The sequence below is a fragment of the Halobellus captivus genome (assembly GCF_007655485.1).
Classification (GTDB): Archaea; Halobacteriota; Halobacteria; order Halobacteriales; family Haloferacaceae; genus Haloquadratum; species Haloquadratum captivum.
In genome coordinates, this window is sequence record NZ_VJXQ01000001.1 from 395,468 (window position 1) to 414,542 (window position 19,075).

A 19,075-nucleotide genomic window follows, 5' to 3' on the forward strand; every position below is an offset into this window, starting at 1 on the left:
TTCCGCTGAGCGGATCTCGGTTCTCTGCGTCTCTTTTCTTCTCACGCGCTGAGATAGTCCCATCAGTGCCACGCTTCACCGGAGTCAGCCCGCAACCCGTTCTCGAACGAACACCGTGACCTCTCGGTTCCACAGCCCGAGTCGGTACGTCGATGCGTTGTACTCGGCCCCGAGCCGTTCGGAGAGTGCGGCGCGGTGATCCGGATCGGCGACGACGATCGGCGGCACCGACTCGGTTCCGTACGCGGCGTCGAACGTCGTTACGTTCTCTGTGCTCGCCGCGTCGGCACCCGTCGACTCGAAGTACCACGGCAGCGGGAGGCGGTTACCCCACGCGTCGCCGACCGGTGGGCTGAGCGTCGTGCGCTCGTTCGGAATATAGTAGGCCGAGCCGACGTACAGCACTTCTATGGTCGAGGGATCGTCGTCCGCGACGTTTCCCGCGGCGGCCGCCAGCGGTTCGAGGTCGTCGGCGGGTTGGGCGAACTGCGCCAGTTCGTTGCTCCGGTCGGACGGCCCGTAGACACCAGCAGCCGCCACGGCACCCATCTGCGCGGCGACCGCGACGACGACGAGCACGAGGGCGACGACGGTTCCGGCGTCGACGTCGGGCGTCGATAGCGGTGCGTCATCACCCGCGACCGAGGCGGCAGCGAATCCCCGGCGAACGACCGCCACGAGACCGACCGCCGCGGGCAGACACATCGGCGCGATCACGTGCACGAGCGTCCACGGGGCCGAAACCTCCGATACCGTCGGGAAGACAACGATCGCCGCCAGACCCCAGTAGCCGACGCCCTCGACGAGTGGTCGGCGGGAAGTGCCGTATCGCGCCCACAGCGCCGTTCCGACGCCCAATACGAGCACCGGGAGTGCGAGCGAGACGAGAAGCCTGACCGCATCGCCGAGATGCGGAATGAACGCGTGAACCCCGTCGGGGCCGCGGTGAACGATTCGAACACCGACGAACTGACGGACGGCACCGACGGTGCCCGCGTAGAGTGCCAGGTGCACCGTCGCGGGATCGTAGAGGCCGACGTCGACGCCGGGGCCCGACCGCGGTGCGAACAGAAACGCCGTCACGCCGGTCGCGAGAAGCCCGGCGCGGGCGGCGGGAGTCGCGGACCCCGACAGCCGCGTCCGGAGTTCCGCGAGCGTCGCGCGGGCGCTCGAACCGCGGTCCGCGGCGACGCTCCGCTGGTCGATGACCAGTGCCCACGCGAGGAGCCAACAGAGCAGGTAGCCCGCGACGAACCCCGACGCCGACGCGGCGAGCGGCAACGCGACCGCCGCGGCGTAGGCGTCGCGGCGACTCCCGCGATCCCACGCCCGGACCGCGAACCCGACGAACGCGAGACCGAAGAGCGCGAGCGGCACGTCGCCGCGGAGGAATCGCGAGTAGTAGAGGAGGAACGGGTGGACGGCCAGCAGCGCGGCGAACAACACCGTCTCCGCGTCGTCGAGACGGTCGCGGAAGAGCAGTGCGACGAGCGGGAGACCCGAGCCCAACAGCGCGACCGGGAGTCTGGCGACACGCTCGGAGACGCCGACGACGTCGAACAGGGTTCGATCGAGGAGGTAGAGAAGGGGGCCGCCCGCGACGGGCCGATACTGGTAGGCACCGGTCTCCAGATAGCGGAGCGTCCAGTAGCCGACGCGGGCCTCGTCCCAGTGGAACGGCCGCTCGCCGAGGCGGATAACTCGGAGCGCCAACCCGACGAGCGAGAGTGCGAAGACTGCGACAACGACGGGATCACGCCCGACGGATGCAGCGGCGAACGGGGCGCGCCGCCGCTCGGAACCCTCGGACTCGACGTCGCCCTCGCGCGACATACGAGGCTGTGACCACCCGGAGGGTAGAAGTGTTGTGATCGGCGTCGGTTCGGCAGATCGCGACTCGACCGGACGGGGGACTCGATTCGACGAGGGGTTCGATTCGACGAGGGATTCGATGCCCCGGCAACGACAATCACAACCCACAAGCGGCGTCCTCCCGCAAGTCGACGTATGAGTGTCGTCGATTCGTTGCCAGCGCGGCCGTTGAACCCACAGGAACTGGTACAACTCAACGCGGCCGAGGCACTGGAACTGGCCGTTCCGATCGAGGACGAGGGGCGGGCGTCCGGCCTCCTCGTCGCCGCCGAGACCTGGGTAAAGGGACTCGCCTTCGAGGCGGACGCGGAATCGTGGACCGTCGTGGAGACAGTCCCGCTCGACGGGGAAACGGAGCGCGTCGACGCACTCCAAGCGTGCGAGCGAGCGATTCTTCGATTCCGCGGCGACGACCCCGACGAGATGACGGCCGCGAACGCGCCGGGGACGTACCAACCCACTCCCGACGACGAGTGATCGATCCGACCGTCGTCGACGGGTGATCGTACGGAACTGACGGCGTGTGGCCGATCCGGCACTGACGGCGAACGACTCGCGTCTCATCGCCGACGAGTGGGAACACCAGTTGCGCGTTTCACGTGGCGAGAGTCACGGGTAGTTTCTAAACCCCCGATGACGTACGTTAACACGCGATGTACGATAAAATCCTCGTTCCGACGGATGGGAGCGCCGCCAGTGAGGGGGCGGTCGAGCACGCCATCGAACTCGCCAAACAGTACGGCGCGACGCTCCACGCGCTGTACGTCATCGACACCGGCGCGTACTCGGCGATGGAAGTCGGTTCGGACATCGTCGTCGAGGCGCTCCGCGAGGAGGGGAATCAGGCTGTCGACCGTGTGGTCGAAGAAGCCGAGGCCGCCGGTGTGACTGTCGAAACGTCCGTACAGACCGGGATCGCCCACCGAACGATCGTCCAGTACGCCGCTGACGAGGGGGTCGACCTCGTGGTGATGGGAACGCACGGGCGGACCGGTGTCGGGCGCTTCCTCCTCGGGAGCGTCGCGGAGAAAGTCGTCAGGACCGCCGAGGTCCCGGTGATGACCGTTCGATCGCAGGCGGAAGAACTGGAGGAGTAGCGAGCGACGGTGTTCGACTACGGGAGCGCGGCGTTCGACGGCAAGAATGGAGTCACACAGCTGTCACTGCCAGTCCCCCGATTCGCTTCGGATCGAGGTCACCGGGGGCGAGCGCTTCGCAAAGAGTTTTGAATCGATCCGTCGAACGGCGAGGTATGACTGACTACACCGTCGAGTTCGTCGGCACGGGCGAGGCGATCGAGGTATCGGACAAGCAGACGATTCTGAAAGCCTGCATCGAAGAAGGGATCGCACAGGAGTACTCCTGCCGCGTCGGGATGTGTCTGGCCTGTTCGGCGGAGATCATCGAGGGGGACGTCGCCCAGCCAGCGGCGCGAGGACTCACCGACGAGGAGCGCGAGAACTACGCGTTGACGTGTATGGCCCGCCCGCAGAGCGATCTGAAACTCGACCGCGGCGTCTATCCCCCGAGCATCGAGCAGGACGCGACCGACGCCGCCGCCGCAGCGGACGACGACTAAGCGCGAGTCGTCGTGGTCACCGACGACACCGATTACCGTAGCGGTTGCAACTGATTCTCATCCGACCGCACAACAGCGTGCGGTCGAGTGAGCGAAGACTTGCAAACGCTACTATAGCTTCGAGGGATTCTACACGGTATGAGCGGTGAGAACGATGGCGGATCGAACAGCTATTCGACGGCCGACGACCTCCGCGACCGACTCGAATCCGCGCACGCCGAGGAACTGGCGCTTCTCGGTTCCTCGGACTTCCTCGCCGCGGCGTCCGGAGGCGAAGTGACGGCGACGGCGCTACTCGACGCCGCGGCGGAGAGCGAGCGCGCCGCGCGAGCGACGTTCACCGAGTGGGCGGCTGACGCCGCTGACGACGACGCCCGCGCGGCGTTCGAGTCCGTCGTCGCCCAGGAGGCGGAGCACCGCGAGCGGGTCGCCGCCGAACTCACCGAGTGGACGCCGCGAGGCGGCCCGCCGGGACCGATGCACGCGTATCTCCGCGGGCGTGAGTCGACGATCGAACGGGTCGCCGGGGGGATGGTCGGTCGACCGCTCGTCTCGCTCCGGACGCACGCGCGACTCGTCGATTTCTTCGGACGACGGCGAGCGAAGGCCGCTGCGCGCCGGGAGAGTCTCTTTTCGGACCTCCGGACAGAGACGGCGGGAGCCCTCGATGACGGGCTGCAGCTGCTCTCTGCACGCTGTGAGACCGAACGCGACTGGGAAACGGCGGAGTTGGTCGCTGGGTACACGATCCGCCTGGCTTACGACGATACCGCCGACGCGCTCCGGTCTCTCGGTATCGACCCGAACGCCACGGCCCGTGATGAGTCGGACTGAGACAGGATAACTACGAAACACAGCCGACGAAACTACGTCGAACACCGCGGAGCATAGCCCCGCGAGCCCGACTTCGCTTCGTTCAGTCGAACGCCGCCGGACGCGGTCCGGCGAGCTCCACGAAACTACGTTTCGTCGAACAACTCCTCGCCGTCGACCATATGACCCTCCACGGCGTCCAGATCGAGCGTAAGACCGAGCCCCGGTTTCTCGGGGATCTCGATCGAACCGTCCTCGATGACGGTCTCCTCGACGAGTTCGTCCCACCAACCCAGCTCGTAGGAGTGGTACTCGACGGCGAGCGCGTTCGGAATCGCCGCGCCGACCTGCGCGGAGGCCATCGTCGCGACCGGCGAGGAGACGTTGTGCATCGCGACCGGAACGTAGTACTGATTCGCCACGTCGGCGATCTTCCGCGTCTCGCGCATTCCGCCGACCTTCGGGAGGTCGGGCGCGATGATGTCGACCGCCTGGTTCTCGATCAGGCGACGCTCCTCGGTCACCCGATACCTGTTCTCGCCGACAGTGATCGGCGTCGTCGTCGACTTCGTGACCTCCGCTTGGACTTCCAAGTTCTCCGGCGGCACGGGATCTTCGAGCCACCAGACGTCGTACTCCTCGATCGCCGCCGCGAGCCGCTTGGCCGACCCGCCCGAGAACGTCCAGTGGCAGTCGAACGCGACGTCCGCGCGGTCCTTCACGCGCTCTGTGACCTTCTCGACGATCTCCGCTTTGTGTCGAATTTCGCCCGGCCTGAGGTGGCGGTTCGCGCGGTCCTTTTCGAGCCCCGAGGGCACGTCGAGGTCGAACTTCAGCGCGTCGTATCCCAGTTCTTCGACGACGCGCTCGGCCTCGTCGGCGCAGGCGTCGGGGTCGGCCTCCTCCTCGGTGTGGCAGTCGCAGTAGACGCGCATCTCGTCGCGGTATTTCCCTCCCAGAAGCTGGTACGCCGGGAGGTCGAGGATCTTACCCGCGAGGTCGTGAAGCGCGATTTCAACGCCCGAGATGGCAGTGACGGTGACGCCCTCGACGGATCCCTCGCCGGACATCTTCTGGATCAGGTGCTCGTAGAGCCGATCGATGTCCAGCGGGTTCTCGCCGACGATCATCGGCGTCATCCGCTTGATGAGTTCCGGGACGCCAGCGCCCCAGTAGGCCTCGCCGGTGCCGACGATTCCGGCGTCGGTGTAGACGCGCACGAGCGTCCACGGGAAGTTGCCGTCGACCATCGTCGTTTGCACGTCGGTGATCTCGACGTCGCGGCCGCCGCCGCGCTTCGCTCGCACGCCCATCGTCTCACCGGAAAGCTCCCGCATCGTGTACTCCGCGTTCGGATCGTGTAACTCGGCGTAGTCGACTCCCATAGGATTCTATTTACTCGATGTTAGGTAATTCTTTTGAGACCGCAGTCTTCGGAGATTGTGCGACCGTGATCCCCGGAGACAGTCTGTCATTCGGGGCGGTTAATCGACAATTAGTTATCTGTTCCTGTAACGCAGACCCGCTCGATGACCACGCTCAACGGCGGAACGTTCAGATTGAAACGGCCCGAGTACACCGGTGAAAACCGCTGTCTGCCGTGCACCGCGATCAACGTCGCCATCACGGCCCTGGTGGCCGCTGCCGTCGGAGCGGTGTGGATCCCGCTGGGCGTCGCGGCCGCGGGAATCGGACTCGCAGCCATCTACTTCCGCGGGTATCTGGTACCCGGAACGCCGACGCTCACGAAGCGATACCTCCCGGAGCGCATCCATCGGCTGTTCGGGACGCATCACGATTCGGACGTCGACCTCGACGCCGGGGCGATCGAAGAAACGCTGCTGTCGCTGTCCGTCCTCGAACCGTGTGACGAACGCGCTGACGACCTGTGTTTGACGCCCCGGTTTCGCGAGTCCTGGCACGAGCAATCCGACCGGATCGATGCCGACACCGCATCCGTCTCCCGATTGTTCTCCGGCCTCGATACAGACCTCTCGGAACTAACGACCGAACGCCGCGCGAACGCCTTCGTCGCGACGACCGGATCGATGACGCTCGCGAAGTGGGAGTCGGACGCGGCGTTCGTCGCCGACGTCGCCGCCGATACGGTGCTCCGCGAGCGGTCGACCGCGTGGGCCAATCTGAACCCCGAACCGCGGCTGGAACTCCTGGGCGCACTTCGGCTGTGGCTGGAGCGCTGCCCGTCCTGTGCGGGCCGCGTCGCGCTCGACGAAGAAACCGTCGAGTCCTGCTGTCGGTCCTACGAGGTCGTTGCCGCCACGTGCAACGACTGCGAGGCGCGGCTGTTCGAGGCGCGACTCTCGCCCGGCGCCGCGTCCGACGTCTGATGAGGTGTCTCGTACGAAGACGAGCCTCTTTCCGAAGTCGAATTACCTGATGTCACTCCGGAATCAACTCGTCTGAGGTCGCTCTGGAGTCAACTCGTCTGAGGTCGCTCTGGGGTCAAATCGTCCGAGGTCGCCCCGAAATCAACCCATTTGAGCCGCTCTATACGCGAGTTCGACGTCGTCGAGCGGACGCTCTAGGACGCTGGGACCGTGACCGACGTGGAGCGCGGTGAGGTTCTCGCTGACGGCTTCTCGAAGTGAGCCGATACTCTCGACGAGCGTCGGCCGGTCGCCGCCCGCCAGATCAGTTCGGCCGAACGAACCGTTCGCGAAGACGAGATCGCCCGCGAAACAGACGCCGGTGGAAGCCGCGTACAGGCAGAGGTGGTCTGGGGCGTGCCCCGGCGTGAACAGCGCCTCGTAGTCGTCGTCGCCGACCGGAACCGTCTCTCCGTCGTCGATCGCGTTGTCGACGTACTCGCTCTCGGGATCGTAGCCCCACGTTTCGACGTCGAAGGCGTCGCGGACGGCGGCGACGTTCTCCACGTGGTCGGGATGGGTGTGCGTGAGATACAGCCGATCGAGGTCGTCGACGTGGTCGTCGACGCGGGAAACGAGATCGAAGTTCGCGCCCGCGTCGATGAGCGCCGTCGTGTCGCCGGTGACGAGAAAGACGTTCGAGGTGAAGGCCTGCACGTCGCGCGCGAGATTTCGGATCACAACATCGGGTAGGCGTCCGGTCGACTTGCGTCTTTCCGCTTCGCTACGAGCCCTCGGTCACGACGCTTTTGTGTGCCCGCGACCAGCCACGAGTATGTACCAGAAGGGCCATTACGGCGTCTCGCTCTTGGTCTTCGCCCCGATCGCGTTCGTGTTGCTCGCCATCGACCAAGCGGGTCTCGCGATCGTTACGGGCGGTGCAATGCTCTCGCTGGCGATGCTTCCCGACGTGGACCATCGGATTCCGGGGATCCCGCACCGCGGTCCGACGCACTCGCTCGTCTTCGCGGCGCTTGTCGGCGGCGCGTTCGGAGCTGCGGGATTCGCGCTCGAAACGGCGAGTGTCGGCGGAAGCTCACTTCCTATCGACACGGTTCTCGGCGGCGTGTCCCTCGCTGTAGCCGGGTTCGCACTGGGCGCGGTCACCGTGGTCGCACACCTCCTCGGCGACGTGCTCACTCCGGCGGGCGTCAACTTCTTTTGGCCGTTCTCGACGCGAACCTACACGCTCGGCTTCTGGCGAGCGGACAACGCGATCGCGAACTACGGCCTGCTCGCAGTGGGTGTGTTCGTGACTGCCGCGGCGGTGTATCTCGGGGCGGCTCTCTGAGTAGATCCGACTGCGACTATCCAGCAGAATACGGCAAGTAACCACAGGAACCTTCGGGTATCTGGTCAGATTCTGCGACACAAGGCTTATTTATCGCCTCCGCGTTGGTCCGGTCGCAATGGCGAAAGGTACGGTTGCGTTCTTTAACGACACGGGCGGTTACGGTTTCATCGAAAGCGACGATTCTGACGAGGACGTCTTCTTCCACATGGAAGACATCGGCGGTCCAGACCTCGAGGAAGGTCAGGAAGTCGAATTCGACATCGAGCAGGCCGACAAGGGCCCGCGAGCGACGAACCTCCAGCGCCTGTAAGGACGACCCCCAACAGCGGTACTGTGGTCGGCGACCCCGTCGATTCTCACCACGATTTCGCATTTCTCACCCACAGAGCGGCGCGTTCCTGTTCGCGTGGCGTGGGTGACTCGCGTGGAGAGCGGTGACTATCAGAATCGATATACTGAGGGCAAGAATTTAGACGGCGGGCTTCGAGAGGGGTGGTGGATTGAAATGGACGGCGCTACACCCCGGGTCCTCGTCGTCGAAGACGAGCCCGATTTGGCGGAACTCTATGCCATCTACCTCTCGGACGTCTACGAGGTGCAAACGGCAACGGATGGAAAAACTGCACTGGAACTGGTCGATGAGGGCACGGACGTCGTCCTGCTTGACCGCCGAATGCCGGACCTGACCGGCGACGAGGTCCTCGAAGCGATGCGGGCGCGCGGATTGGACACGCAGGTCGCGATGATCACGGCGGTCGAACCCGACGTCGACATCGTCGAGATGCAGTTCGACGATTACCTGGTCAAACCGGTGACCAAGGACGACCTCCACGGACTCGTCGAGGTGTTGCTCCGGCGGGCAAACTACGACGAGCGGTCTCAGGAGTTCTTCAGACTCGCCTCGAAGAAGGCGGCGCTGGAATCTTCTCCCGACGTCTCCGTCGACGACGAGACCGAGTACCGCGAACTGACCGAACGGATGGAAGCGCTTCGGGCCGAAATGGACGACACGCTCGCAGAGTTGAGCGAGTCGGATTTCCGCGACGCATTCGCATCCTTCGACGACGTCGAGTTCGACGGCTCGGCGTCGTTCGAGAACGGAACGAGCGGGTCGGAATAGCCCTTTTGGATAGCGCGCCGTCGATTCCACCGTACGAATGTCGTTGATTTCGCTGTGCGAACGGATCCCGTTGATTTCGCTTTTCGTCGGAGGCGACGTTCACTCGCTCCGTCGACTGCCCGGCTGTGGATCGACGTGAGCCGGAGCGAGCAGATCCTCGATGCGTCGGTCGTCGAGCCACGAGAGTAGCTGTACGAGCTGGTCGACCGCCGCCTCGAACAGCTCCTCGCCGACCGCCGCAGTCGCGTCGGTCTGATCGCCGAACACGCCGTTGTCGGAGTTCTCGATCGCGTCGTAGAACGTTCGTGCACCGTGTTTCTGCAGCAGATCTGCGGCCGCATCGAGGTCGACGACACCGCCGTCGCGAGCGGCTTCGAGCCGGTCCTCGCGCGCCAGTTCGGGCGCGAGGTGTTGGATCATCGCCGTCTCTTTCGGGCCGCCGTGGGGGCCGTTATGTTCGAATACCTCGTCGACGAGGTCGGGGATCGACTCGTCCCACATCCACTCGATCGCGTACATCGACCCGTCGTCGCGGAGTCGGCGGCCGACCTCGCGGAGGTGCTGGACGTTGCCGCCGTGGGCGTTGACGTACACGACGCGGTCGATACCGTGGTACGCGAGGTTCCGCGTCATCGACTCGACGTAGTCGCGGAACTGCGGCGCGTCGACCCACATCGTCCCGTGGAACTGCCGGTGATGCGGGCTGACGCCGACGGTCACCGTCGGCGTGCAGAGAAACCCCGTTCGGTCGGCCGCTTCGCGGGCCAGTCCCTCGGCGATGAGGTGATCGGTGGCGAGCGGGAGGTGCGGCCCGTGTTGCTCGGTCGAGCCGAGCGGGACGATCGCGATCGACTCCTCGGCGACGTAGTCTCCGAGCTCGGGCCACGTCTGATCTGCGACGTACATACCGGCCGAACGCGGGGCCGCATCAAGAAGGTACGGCACTGCGGACCGCCCGCGGCAGGAGAGTCGAGGGGCGTTCTCGCGATCCGAGCTTACCGAGCCGCGTCGGTGTCGCGGGATCTGATTCCCGAGCCGCGGTCAGCCGAGTCGCCGTCAGCTGAGTCACCCCGGCGGTTGTGGAGCGCGGAGACGAACGCCCCGAGCCCAACGAGGAGGACGAGGAGGGTGACGAGTGCCCCGACGAACGGGACGAGATCCAGGACCGCCACGACGGCGACGCCCACGAGGAGCGCGGCCCAGCGGTTCGAGACGTCGGCGAGCGAGAGTAGTCCAGTTCCGAGGACGATCATTCCGTACACCGACGTCACCCACAGGAGGAGCGCGAAGAGAACGAGACCGGCCAGCGAAATCGGAATGCCGACGATCGTAACGAGAAGGAGCAGGAGGACGATCGGCGTCCCGAGGAGCACGAGCAGGCCGATCCCGCCGCTGCGAAGCGTCCGAGACGTCCCGACTGCGGCAACGTCGCGGGCGAAGCGGGGCGCGGCCAAAAGGAGGATCGCCCCGAGCAAGAGGTTCACGAGGCTGCCGTACAGCACTCCGACCCAGACGGGGATGGTCGGCAGTTCTGCGCCGCTGCCGAACACGTCGGGTCCGGTGACCGAGAGCGAGTCGTCACGGATGACGGTCCCGGAGACGGTCGCATCCTCCGACAGGGAGAACTCCTCGGCGTCGTACGTCAGCGAGCCGCCGATGGAAGCGGGCGCACCGATCGAGAGCGTGTCGGCTCCGACGGTCGCGTCGCCGTCGATCTGTCCCTCCAAGCGGACGTCCGCAGCACCGGCTTCCAACGATCCACCGACGCGTGCGCCCTCGCGGATCTCCAGCGCCGCAGCGCCCACCGTGACGTCGCCGTCGACGGATCCCTCGATCACGACGCTTCCGGCTGCTGCATCGAGCGAACCGATCACGCGGCCGGATTCGGCGATGATCACGGAGCCCGCGGCCGCCGAGACGTCGCCGTCGACGGTGCCAGCGATCACGACGCTTCCGGCCGCCGCGTCGAGATCACCCTGGTGCGTTTCTCCGGTGTCGACCCGAACGACACCGCCAGCGACGCCGTCAGCGCCCGATCCGCTCGGGCCGAACTGCTGTGCGCCCGCCGCCATCGGCAACCCGCCCAACACGACGAGCGAGGCGAGGAGGACGAGTACGAGCCGTCTGTGTGTATCGCGTGACATCCCGGTTCACGAGAGGGGACCTCTCATCTCAACGATACGACTGCCGGGGTATTAGTTTCACCCTCGCGCACAAGTGTCTGGTATCGTCTCAGCGAGGAGATAACGGGAAGGCGGCAATTCACAGCGCTGGTGGCTTTTTGACCTTGCACCGTATGAGATTCCGTATGGAGTATACGACACTCGGTGACACGGGAATGACGGTCTCGAAGATCTGCCTCGGTTGTATGAGCTTCGGCGACAGCGACTGGCGCGAGTGGGTCCTCGACGAGGAGGAAGGCAAGGAGCTCGTCGACAGAGCCATCGAACTCGGCGTGAACTTCTTCGACACCGCCAATATGTACTCGGTGGGCGAGTCCGAACGAGTGCTCGGCGAGGCGCTTGCCGAGTACGATCCCGAGGAGTTCGTCGTCGCCTCGAAGGTGTACTTCCAAGCGCGCGAGGACGATCCCAATTCCGGGGGATTGTCCCGAAAGGCGATCGAACAGGAGCTCGACAACTCGCTGGACCGATTGGGAATGGATACGCTCGATCTGCTCCAGATACATCGGTGGGACTACGACACGCCGATCGAGCAGACGATGCGTACGCTCGACGACGCCGTGCGACGCGGGAAGGCCAGATACCTCGGCGCGTCGTCGATGTGGGCGCACCAGTTCGCCGAGGCCCAGCAGGTCGCCGAACGGCTCGGACTGACGCCGTTCTCGACGATGCAGAACCACTACAACCTGCTCTACCGGGAGGAAGAGCGCGAGATGCTGCCGCTGTGTGAGAAACAGGGCGTCGGCGTCATCCCGTGGTCGCCGCTGGCGCGTGGGTGGCTCGCGCGGCCACACGAGGAATCGCGCTCGACGACCCGCGGCGAGACGGACGAACCCGCCCATCAGCATCCGTACCTCGAAGGCGGCGGCCGCGAGGTCAACGAACGCGTCGAGGAGCTCGCCGACGAGAAGGGCGTGAAGATGGCGCAGATCGGCCTCGCGTGGCTGTTCGCCGATGACCGCGTCGACGCGCCGATCGTCGGAACGACGAGCGTCGAACACCTCGAAGACGCGGTCGAGGCGCTCTCGATCGATCTTTCGGAATCCGATATCGAGTACCTCGAAGCGCCCTACGAGCCCGTTCGCGTGTCGGGCCACGAGTAGTCGGACTCCGAAATCCGCCAGACGGCCCGCGCGGCGACGAGCGCGATTGCGACCTCCGAGAGCCCGACGACGGCGAACGCCGCGAGGTAGCCCGCGCTCGATGTCGTCGTTCCGCCGAGGAGAAAGCCCGCGAGGAAGCCGAGACTGCCGAAGACGTTGAATCCGCCGAGCGCCGCGCCCCGGGTCTCTACCGACGCGATGTCGGTCACGAGGGCCATCGTCGCGGGCGCGACCAACGCGCCGAGCGCGCCGACGGCGACCATCGCCCCGATGGCGAGCCAGAGGCTGGGAGCGACGCCGACGGCGACGATTCCGAGGCCGTAACAGACGGATCCGATCACGACCGGGATCGCTCGTCCCACCCTATCGGAGAGCACTCCCGCGGGGTACTGAAGCAGCGCGAAGGGAATGAAGAAGGCGGCGAGGGCGAGTCCCGCTCCGGCGGCGTCGAGTCCGAACGACTCCCTGAAGTAGTAGACGCCGACGAGCGCGAAGAAGCCCGCTGTCATCCGGTCGATGAACCCGAACGCGTACGGAACCCCGAGCGCCGGACGCTTCCGGAGTCGGCCGAGCACCTCGCCGATGCCGAGTCGATCGCCGCTCGGCAGTTCCTCTGAGACCGTCCCGAACAGGATCGCGACGGCGACGAGCGTGCCAGCGGCCGCGTACAGCGGGAAGAGCGGATCGGCGTCGGCGAGGCGACCGCCGACGACGGAACCGAGCGCCGCGCCGAGGCCGATCGCGATCCCGGCCGCGCCCATATTCCGCCCGTTTCCGCCGGAGAGGTCCGCGAGCGCCGTGATCGCGAGCGAGAACGCGCCGATCGTCGCCGCGCCCCCGACGATTCGAACGACGAGAACGGCCGCAAACGGGAGGCCGAGCGTCGGCGCGGCGGCGAGGAGGAGATAGCCCGCGGCCCCGCCCAGGGCTCCGGCGGCGGCGAGCGGCATCCGATGACCGACGGCGTCGCTGGCGGCGCCCCACACGCTCGCGAAGGCGACGAAGGCGGCGAACTCGGCGACGAGGAACCACATTCCGGCGCTGATGGTCCCCGAGCCGCCGAGGGCGACGACGATGTCCTCGACGCCGGGGTATAGAAAGACCTGCGAGAGGAGCACTCCCCACACCCCGAGCGCGAGGCGAATCCGAGTCCCGCGACGAGTCACGACCCGGCGTTTGCGCTCCGGGCAAATATCCGCGTCGTTTCCCCGACGCATCCGAATCCACTTAGCCGTCCGCCGCCAACGCGGCGTATGGCAGACGGGGACGGCGAACCGACGCGACAACGCGTGACCACGCGTCGGAACGTGCTGAAGGGTGCGGTCGCGGTCGGCGGCGCGGCAGCGCTGTCCGCGTGCCTCGAACAGACCGGGGGCGAGTCGGTTCCGAGCGGGGTCGGCGACCCCTCGTCGCTCCCGAACCGACAGCACGCGTGGAACGAGCACGTTCGCACCGACGAGCACGGAAACACGCTGCTTCCCCGCCATCAAGTGCTGTTGTATCTGACGCTACCCGAAGACGGCCCGGCCGACGCCTCGGATCGTGAAACCCTCGAATCGGCGCTTCGGACGCTCGATCGAGCGTACGAGCGGAGCAGCGACGGCTTGCTGTACTCCATCGCGTACTCGCCGAGTTATTTTGACCGCTTCGACGACCCCCTTCCCGATTCGATCGACCTCCCCGGACCGCGGGCGCTCTCGCCGTTCGAGACGCCGACGTTCGACGAGCAGGACGCGCTGCTGCATCTGGCATCCGACCGCGCGGACGCGATCCTCGCCGCCGAGGAGGCGCTTCGAGGCGAGAAACCGGCGGTGAACGGTCGGGAGATGGACGCGGCGCTGACCGACGTGTTCGCGGTCGACGACCGCCGGAGCGGCTTCGTCGGAGCCGGGATGCCCGCGGAGCGACAGGACGGGCTGAATGGGATTCCATCTTCGAACCCGGTCCCCGAGGAATCGCCGCTCTTTATGGGGTTTGTGGCGGGCTTCCGACAGAACCAGGCGACCGAGGAGTACGTCACGCTCCCCGACGGCCCGTTCGCGGGAGGGACGACGAAACACGTTTCGAACCTCCGGATGCGGCTTGACGACTGGTACGGCGAGCAGTCCTTCGAGGAACGCGTCGCCGAGCTGTTCTCACCCGAGCACGCCGAGCGCGCGTTGGTCGAGGACGTCGGGTCGAACCTCGGCGACGACAGCGGAATCACGCCGGAGATGATCGAGGACGTCGGCGAGCACGCCCGGCGGTTCGGACGCGTCGGTCACGCGCAGAAGGCCGCCCGCGGCAACCGAACGAACGACGGGACCGTTCGGACGCTCAGACGGCACTTCGAGTCGACCGACGACGGCGAAGCGGGGCTGCACTTCCCGAGCCTGCAGCGCGAGATCACGACGTTCGAGGAGGTTCGAGCGGCGATGAACGGCATCGACCTGACCGCGGAGCCGACGATCCGCCAGCGCGTGAACAACGGGATTCTGGAGTACATCTTCGTGAAGCGTCGCGGCAACTTCCTCGTGCCACCGCGGGCGCTCCGGGCGCTGCCGACGCCGACCGGCGAGACGCCCGGTTTCTGAGATTTCGCAGTGACACAGCGTGCGTGCGGACCGTGACGCAGTGATCGCTCTCTACCCGTCGAGGCGGCTATCGATCGCGCTGCTGACCGATTCCCAGCCGTAGTTGTCGAGCAGTTCGCCGTCGACGTAGACGGCTGGCGTTCCGGGGACGCCTCTGTCAGATCCCGTCTCGCGGTCGGTTTCGGCGACCTCCCGGTACGGCTCCTGATCGGCCGCGGCGGCGACCGTACAGCCGTCGACGTCGAGGTCGTTCGCGATGTCGTGGACGATCTGATACCCGCTGTCGGGGAGGTCGCCCTGGTTCTCGTAGACGCGCTCGGTGAACGTGAAGAACGTCTCGACGTCGCCGTGGTCCTGCACGGCGCGCGCGGCGGAGGCGGCCGCCCAGGACCACGTCTCGTCGACCGGGATCGGGAAGTCGAAGAACCGATATAGAACGTCGCCGGAGTCGACGTAGTTCGATTTGATCTCCGGATAGACGGAGGTGGTGAACGTCTGGCAGTGCGGACAGGCGAAATCCTCGAACACGTCGACGGTGACTGGGGCGTCCTCCGGCCCGAGCGCGGGCCGCGGGAGCGACGAGACGGAATCCAAGGTGCCGACGTCGCAGCCGTCCGGGAGGTTTCCGCTGCCGCCGGAGCCGCCGAGACAACCGGCTACCGACCCGAGAGCGCCCGTTCCGCCGAGCGCAGCGAGGTAGGAGCGTCGTGTTGATCGCATACGTTTCACCAGGGAACGGTGACATATTACCGTACCGCCTCCGTGCCGACGGGTAGCGGCCGCTCCGAACCAGTCGACTTTTCACCGCCGCGCGTCGCTCTCACGTATGGAGTTCGAAGAGGACGACAGCGTGGTACTGCACGACAAGCACAGCGAGTACGACGGGCAGGTCGGTACGGTCACGCAGGTCGTCGAGACGATGTTCGGCGACGCCACCTACACCGTGAGCTTCGATGACGGCCAGGAGGTCGGCATCTCCGCCGACCAGCTCGAAGCCGCAGAGGACGACGACGGCGACAGCGACGAAGAGTAACCGAACTTTTCCCCTCCCGGTGCGAAGCGCCGCTAATGCCCCGAATTCCGTTTCATTACGTCGATCTGCGGACCTTCTGTTACGAGACCGAAGACGAGAAGCGAGTCGAGAGCGCGCTGCGGACGTTCCTTCCGGAGGAGTTCGAGATCACGCGAGCCGAGAGCGCGGGCCACCACGGTGACCGGATCGTCGTCCTCTCCGCTCGCGTCGAGAACGCCGACGACGTTCGGCATGTTCTCGCGCGGTTGACGGAGCTCCCCGAGTTCGACGCGCTGCTCGACGAACTCGACGACCGTGTCACCGACAACACCGAACTGTTCCTGCGGCTGGACAAGCAGGCGGCGTTCCGCGGCGACGTCCGACGCGGCGACGGGATCACGCTGCGAGCGAAGGTCGAGGCCTATCCCGCGACGAAGGAGTCGGCCGTCGGGAACGCTCGCGAGGCGCTCGAACGCGCCGAAACGCTCGATTCCGACCAGTGACTGTCGTGTGGACGCATCGGAAATGCGCGAAAGCGGGCGCATCGATGCGCCGCAGACAGACGCTGAGACGCGAGAAATGGCGAACAGGTAGCACGGTTGTCGGCGCAGGGCGCTGTGCTACGCAACCGCGGCACGCCCTGCGTTCGGGGTCAACGCACGGCGTGCGTGGTCCCGCCTTCGTATATAAACGCTGGCAGTGTCGACCGTCACCCGACGGGTCTCAGTCGTCGAGCCACTTGATCGAACAGCCCTGCGAGGGCGTCGCCTCGACCGGGATCTCCTCGCCCGCGAGGAGCGCCTCGACGGCCTCGCGCATCTCGTAGCGCTCCGCCGTCGCGTCGGGGTTCATCGCGTCGTCGATGCGGGAGTGGAACGCGAGTCGGAACGCGCCGCCGTCGTTCTCGAAGAGGAACGGGTCCGGCGTGCAGACCGCGCCGTACTCGCGAGCGACCTCCTGGGATTCGTCGCGCAGGTACGCTGTGAATCGGATCTCTCCCGCTTCGACGCGTTCCTGCATTCGCTCGAGGGAGTCGTCGGGGTACTCCTCGGCGTCGTTCGGGTTGATCCCGACGACCGCGAGGTCGTCGTAGGTTTCACTCAGGTGGTTCAGTTCGTCGACCTTCGCCTCCGCGTAGGGGCAGTGATTACAGGTGAAGACGACGAGCAGCGCGTCGTACTCGTCGAAGTGCGAGAGCGCGTACGTCTCGCCGTCCGCGCCGGGGAGTTCGAACGCCGGTGCCTCGTCGCCCGCGGTCAGCGCGGAGTCAGATTCGACTAGGACCATACACGCGGGTAGGATCGCCGCACAAAAGACGTTGTTTGTTCCGGAGGCCGACGAGTTCGTTCCGGACACTGACGAGTTCGCCTCGGCGTTCGACCGGTTCGTCTGCAGTCGACGCGACTCACTCGACGCTGACGAGGTAGACCGCGACGATGCCGAGACCGATCCCGAGCGCCTTTCTGGCGGTCACCGACTCGTTCAGGAACACGATCCCTAAGACGGAACTGAGCACGAGGAACATCCCGAAAATCGGCGAAACGACGCTCACCGGCCCGAGCGACAGCGCCCGGTAGTACGCCAGGATACCGACCGTCAGGCAGACGCCCGCGATCGCGACGTAGCCCGCTTTCGGATGCGTCACGTAGGCGACTGCGTTCTCCTGGTTGTAAATCACGACGGCGGCGGTCAGGACGACGAGGATCGTGTTCGCCATCATCGTCGCGACGTTACTCGGAATCTTCGCCGTGCCGGTTGTTGCGACGCGCATAAACGGGGCCACGAGCGCGTAGGCTGCGAGCGCGAGAATCGCCCACGGGAGATAGCTCATACGGATGCAGCGGAGGCGATCGGATTCACCGTTTCGGTCCGCCCGCGCTCAGTCGTCGCCCGGCACACCAGCGACAGCGACCGTCGCCGTCTCGGCGTCGCGAACGATCCACCAGGCCAGTCCGATCGAGATCGCGCCGAGCAGCGAGACGAGCGCGAAAGATGGCGCGAGGCCCACGGCCCCGATCAGGTAGCCGAAGAGGGGCGGCGCGACGGTCCCCCCGAGCGAGATCCCGATCGTGACGAGCGCGAAATTCTTCCCGAGATCCGCCCGCGCGGAGAGCAGATCTGCGAGCGTCGACCGCGCCGGTCGCGAGAGGCTGATGCTCCCGCTGAGGAGGAGCACGATGCCGAGCGCGAGCGTCGGGAGTTCGAGCGTCGCGAGCAGCGCAGCGACGGCGGCCAACAGCGCGTAGCCGCCGATGACGACCGGGCCCGCACCCACGCGATCCGTGAGCGCGCCGCCGACGAGGATGAGCCCCGCGCCGACGACCAGCATCGCCGAGGTGAGCGCGCTCGCCGTGCCGTCAGGCAGGCCGTATCCGGCGGCGAGGAGGTTCGGCGTGTACGTGCGGATCGTCCACGCCGCCGTGGACGTCAGAAACGCCAGCACGGTCAACGCGAGAATGCCGCGCGAGGCGGTGAGCGTCCGGACAAGCGCCCGGACTCGACCCGGAACCGACGAGAGCGTCGGTCGGTCGTCGGGGCGCTCTGCGAGTCCCGGCTGAGTGATCTCGTCGTCGACGCGCCGGAACCCGAGCAGGCAGTACGCGGCGTAGACGCCGCCGACGAGAGTCACGAGGCCGACGGCGACGCGCCACGAGAGGCCGAGCGCGGTCGTCGCCGCCACGACCGCGTACGGGGCCGCGAGGCCGACCGCCCCGCCGAACGCGTGGACGCTGTACGCTCGACCGCGGGTCTCGGCTGTCGAAACCGCGGCGAGGAGCGGGTAGTGCGCTGGGTGATGACCGGCGATGCCGACACCGAGGATCGCCTGCGCGACGAGGAGCCAGGCGTAGGTGGGCGAAAGCGCCGTGAGCGCGGCGCCGACCGTCCCGACAACGAGGGAGACGCCCAGGACGAGCGTTCGGCTGTACGCGTCCGAGAGGTAGCCCATCGGAAGCTGGAGGGCGAGCACGACGGCGTTCTGCACCCCGATCGCGAGCCCGATCGCGGCGATGCTGACGTCGAACCGCGCCGCGAGGACGGTCACGAGCGGGGCCAGCATCACGATGTAGGCGTGGTTCACGAAGTGCGACCCCGAGACGAGGGCGACGACCCGGCGGTCCTGTGCATCGGTCACGGGAGC

22 protein-coding genes are annotated in these 19,075 nt (G+C 66.4%); 12 read left to right on the plus strand and 10 right to left on the minus strand.

Annotated features, from left to right (window positions below; translation table 11 throughout):
- Positions 1–84 precede the first annotated feature (84 nt).
- The gene (locus FJT57_RS01845; RefSeq protein ID WP_144901117.1) at positions 85–1,833 is read right to left on the minus strand and encodes a flippase activity-associated protein Agl23; all 1,749 of its coding nucleotides are present in this window, start codon (positions 1,831–1,833) and stop codon (positions 85–87) included.
- A gap of 174 nt (positions 1,834–2,007) precedes the next feature.
- On the opposite strand from FJT57_RS01845, the gene FJT57_RS01850 reads away from it, so the two are divergent.
- From FJT57_RS01850 to FJT57_RS01865, 4 genes are all read left to right on the plus strand, one after another.
- Positions 2,008–2,349, plus strand: coding sequence for a hypothetical protein (locus tag FJT57_RS01850; RefSeq protein ID WP_144901119.1), 342 nt, complete (start codon positions 2,008–2,010; stop codon positions 2,347–2,349).
- A gap of 176 nt (positions 2,350–2,525) precedes the next feature.
- Positions 2,526–2,969 carry a universal stress protein gene (locus FJT57_RS01855; RefSeq protein ID WP_144901121.1) on the plus strand — a complete coding sequence of 148 codons (444 nt, stop codon included), beginning with the start codon at positions 2,526–2,528 and terminating at the stop codon, positions 2,967–2,969.
- A gap of 155 nt (positions 2,970–3,124) precedes the next feature.
- Positions 3,125–3,451: a 2Fe-2S iron-sulfur cluster-binding protein gene (locus FJT57_RS01860; RefSeq protein ID WP_144901123.1), complete on the plus strand. Its 327-nt coding sequence runs from the start codon at positions 3,125–3,127 to the stop codon at positions 3,449–3,451.
- Positions 3,452–3,589: 138 nt separating this feature from the next.
- Positions 3,590–4,285, plus strand: a complete 696-nt coding sequence (locus FJT57_RS01865; RefSeq protein WP_144901125.1) for a rubrerythrin family protein — start codon at positions 3,590–3,592, stop codon at positions 4,283–4,285.
- A 125-nt stretch (positions 4,286–4,410) separates the two neighbouring features.
- On the opposite strand, the gene FJT57_RS01870 is transcribed toward FJT57_RS01865, so the two are convergent.
- Entirely contained in the window at positions 4,411–5,649 is a 1,239-nt protein-coding gene (locus FJT57_RS01870) for a mandelate racemase/muconate lactonizing enzyme family protein (RefSeq protein ID WP_144901127.1), read from the minus strand.
- 144 nt (positions 5,650–5,793) lie between these two features.
- Here FJT57_RS01870 and FJT57_RS01875 point away from each other — a divergent pair, with 144 nt between their 5' ends.
- Entirely contained in the window at positions 5,794–6,612 is an 819-nt protein-coding gene (locus FJT57_RS01875; RefSeq protein WP_144901129.1) for a hypothetical protein, read from the plus strand.
- Positions 6,613–6,753: 141 nt separating this feature from the next.
- Here the strand turns inward: FJT57_RS01875 and FJT57_RS01880 are convergent, their stop codons facing one another.
- On the minus strand, positions 6,754–7,332 hold the full coding sequence (locus tag FJT57_RS01880) for an MBL fold metallo-hydrolase (protein WP_144901131.1): 579 nt from the start codon (positions 7,330–7,332) through the stop codon (positions 6,754–6,756).
- Between the two features lie 94 nt (positions 7,333–7,426).
- Between FJT57_RS01880 and FJT57_RS01885 the strand changes: the two genes are divergently transcribed.
- The 3 genes from FJT57_RS01885 to FJT57_RS01895 all read left to right on the plus strand — a co-directional run bounded on the left by FJT57_RS01885 (position 7,427) and on the right by FJT57_RS01895 (position 9,065).
- Complete coding sequence (locus FJT57_RS01885; protein WP_144901133.1) at positions 7,427–7,942, plus strand: metal-dependent hydrolase; 516 nt, start codon at positions 7,427–7,429, stop codon at positions 7,940–7,942.
- 118 nt (positions 7,943–8,060) lie between these two features.
- On the plus strand, positions 8,061–8,255 hold the full coding sequence (locus FJT57_RS01890) for a cold-shock protein (RefSeq protein ID WP_144901135.1): 195 nt from the start codon (positions 8,061–8,063) through the stop codon (positions 8,253–8,255).
- Between the two features lie 195 nt (positions 8,256–8,450).
- Positions 8,451–9,065 (plus strand): response regulator, encoded by a 615-nt coding sequence (locus FJT57_RS01895; RefSeq protein ID WP_144901137.1) that lies wholly within the window; start codon positions 8,451–8,453, stop codon positions 9,063–9,065.
- A gap of 99 nt (positions 9,066–9,164) precedes the next feature.
- On the opposite strand, the gene FJT57_RS01900 is transcribed toward FJT57_RS01895, so the two are convergent.
- Positions 9,165–9,971, minus strand: coding sequence for a creatininase family protein (locus tag FJT57_RS01900; protein ID WP_144901139.1), 807 nt, complete (start codon positions 9,969–9,971; stop codon positions 9,165–9,167).
- 89 nt (positions 9,972–10,060) lie between these two features.
- A complete protein-coding gene (locus tag FJT57_RS01905; protein ID WP_144901141.1) occupies positions 10,061–11,209 on the minus strand; it encodes a bactofilin family protein in 1,149 nt (382 codons plus the stop codon).
- Between the two features lie 164 nt (positions 11,210–11,373).
- Here FJT57_RS01905 and FJT57_RS01910 point away from each other — a divergent pair, with 164 nt between their 5' ends.
- Positions 11,374–12,351 carry an aldo/keto reductase gene (locus FJT57_RS01910; RefSeq protein WP_144901143.1) on the plus strand — a complete coding sequence of 326 codons (978 nt, stop codon included), beginning with the start codon at positions 11,374–11,376 and terminating at the stop codon, positions 12,349–12,351.
- Here the strand turns inward: FJT57_RS01910 and FJT57_RS01915 are convergent.
- A complete protein-coding gene (locus FJT57_RS01915) occupies positions 12,318–13,517 on the minus strand; it encodes an MFS transporter (RefSeq protein ID WP_238993877.1) in 1,200 nt (399 codons plus the stop codon). The genes FJT57_RS01910 and FJT57_RS01915 overlap by 34 nt on opposite strands.
- A gap of 87 nt (positions 13,518–13,604) precedes the next feature.
- On the opposite strand from FJT57_RS01915, the gene FJT57_RS01920 reads away from it, so the two are divergent.
- Positions 13,605–14,924: a DUF7405 family protein gene (locus FJT57_RS01920; protein ID WP_144901147.1), complete on the plus strand. Its 1,320-nt coding sequence runs from the start codon at positions 13,605–13,607 to the stop codon at positions 14,922–14,924.
- A 51-nt stretch (positions 14,925–14,975) separates the two neighbouring features.
- Here the strand turns inward: FJT57_RS01920 and FJT57_RS01925 are convergent, their stop codons facing one another.
- The gene (locus FJT57_RS01925) at positions 14,976–15,644 is read right to left on the minus strand and encodes a DsbA family protein (protein WP_144901149.1); all 669 of its coding nucleotides are present in this window, start codon (positions 15,642–15,644) and stop codon (positions 14,976–14,978) included.
- Between the two features lie 106 nt (positions 15,645–15,750).
- Between FJT57_RS01925 and FJT57_RS01930 the strand changes: the two genes are divergently transcribed.
- Entirely contained in the window at positions 15,751–15,957 is a 207-nt protein-coding gene (locus FJT57_RS01930) for a DUF1918 domain-containing protein (protein WP_144901151.1), read from the plus strand.
- Positions 15,958–15,992: 35 nt separating this feature from the next.
- Positions 15,993–16,439: an RNA-binding protein gene (locus FJT57_RS01935; protein ID WP_144901153.1), complete on the plus strand. Its 447-nt coding sequence runs from the start codon at positions 15,993–15,995 to the stop codon at positions 16,437–16,439.
- Between the two features lie 220 nt (positions 16,440–16,659).
- On the opposite strand, the gene FJT57_RS01940 is transcribed toward FJT57_RS01935, so the two are convergent.
- The 3 genes from FJT57_RS01940 to FJT57_RS01950 form a co-directional block, all read right to left on the minus strand.
- Complete coding sequence (locus tag FJT57_RS01940; RefSeq protein WP_144901155.1) at positions 16,660–17,223, minus strand: thioredoxin family protein; 564 nt, start codon at positions 17,221–17,223, stop codon at positions 16,660–16,662.
- A gap of 118 nt (positions 17,224–17,341) precedes the next feature.
- The gene (locus tag FJT57_RS01945) at positions 17,342–17,767 is read right to left on the minus strand and encodes an EamA family transporter (RefSeq protein WP_144901157.1); all 426 of its coding nucleotides are present in this window, start codon (positions 17,765–17,767) and stop codon (positions 17,342–17,344) included.
- Between the two features lie 48 nt (positions 17,768–17,815).
- A complete protein-coding gene (locus FJT57_RS01950) occupies positions 17,816–19,069 on the minus strand; it encodes an MFS transporter (protein WP_144901159.1) in 1,254 nt (417 codons plus the stop codon).
- Between the last annotated feature and the right edge of the window lie 6 nt (positions 19,070–19,075).

Excerpts from the sequence above, each read along its gene's own strand:
- FJT57_RS01850 (WP_144901119.1), top strand. The coding sequence starts at position 2,008 with ATGAGTGTCGTCGATTCGTTGCCAGCGCGGCCGTTGAACCCACAGGAA.
- FJT57_RS01870 (WP_144901127.1), bottom strand. The coding sequence starts at position 5,649 with ATGGGAGTCGACTACGCCGAGTTACACGATCCGAACGCGGAGTACACG.
- FJT57_RS01935 (WP_144901153.1), top strand. The coding sequence starts at position 15,993 with ATGCCCCGAATTCCGTTTCATTACGTCGATCTGCGGACCTTCTGTTAC.
- FJT57_RS01875 (WP_144901129.1), top strand. The coding sequence starts at position 5,794 with ATGACCACGCTCAACGGCGGAACGTTCAGATTGAAACGGCCCGAGTAC.
- FJT57_RS01855 (WP_144901121.1), top strand. The coding sequence starts at position 2,526 with ATGTACGATAAAATCCTCGTTCCGACGGATGGGAGCGCCGCCAGTGAG.
- FJT57_RS01920 (WP_144901147.1), top strand. The coding sequence starts at position 13,605 with ATGGCAGACGGGGACGGCGAACCGACGCGACAACGCGTGACCACGCGT.
- FJT57_RS01845 (WP_144901117.1), bottom strand. The coding sequence starts at position 1,833 with ATGTCGCGCGAGGGCGACGTCGAGTCCGAGGGTTCCGAGCGGCGGCGC.
- FJT57_RS01930 (WP_144901151.1), top strand. The coding sequence starts at position 15,751 with ATGGAGTTCGAAGAGGACGACAGCGTGGTACTGCACGACAAGCACAGC.
- FJT57_RS01905 (WP_144901141.1), bottom strand. The coding sequence starts at position 11,209 with ATGTCACGCGATACACACAGACGGCTCGTACTCGTCCTCCTCGCCTCG.
- FJT57_RS01900 (WP_144901139.1), bottom strand. The coding sequence starts at position 9,971 with ATGTACGTCGCAGATCAGACGTGGCCCGAGCTCGGAGACTACGTCGCC.
- FJT57_RS01860 (WP_144901123.1), top strand. The coding sequence starts at position 3,125 with ATGACTGACTACACCGTCGAGTTCGTCGGCACGGGCGAGGCGATCGAG.
- FJT57_RS01895 (WP_144901137.1), top strand. The coding sequence starts at position 8,451 with ATGGACGGCGCTACACCCCGGGTCCTCGTCGTCGAAGACGAGCCCGAT.
- FJT57_RS01885 (WP_144901133.1), top strand. The coding sequence starts at position 7,427 with ATGTACCAGAAGGGCCATTACGGCGTCTCGCTCTTGGTCTTCGCCCCG.
- FJT57_RS01890 (WP_144901135.1), top strand. The coding sequence starts at position 8,061 with ATGGCGAAAGGTACGGTTGCGTTCTTTAACGACACGGGCGGTTACGGT.
- FJT57_RS01945 (WP_144901157.1), bottom strand. The coding sequence starts at position 17,767 with ATGAGCTATCTCCCGTGGGCGATTCTCGCGCTCGCAGCCTACGCGCTC.
- FJT57_RS01925 (WP_144901149.1), bottom strand. The coding sequence starts at position 15,644 with ATGCGATCAACACGACGCTCCTACCTCGCTGCGCTCGGCGGAACGGGC.
- FJT57_RS01940 (WP_144901155.1), bottom strand. The coding sequence starts at position 17,223 with ATGGTCCTAGTCGAATCTGACTCCGCGCTGACCGCGGGCGACGAGGCA.
- FJT57_RS01910 (WP_144901143.1), top strand. The coding sequence starts at position 11,374 with ATGGAGTATACGACACTCGGTGACACGGGAATGACGGTCTCGAAGATC.
- FJT57_RS01865 (WP_144901125.1), top strand. The coding sequence starts at position 3,590 with ATGAGCGGTGAGAACGATGGCGGATCGAACAGCTATTCGACGGCCGAC.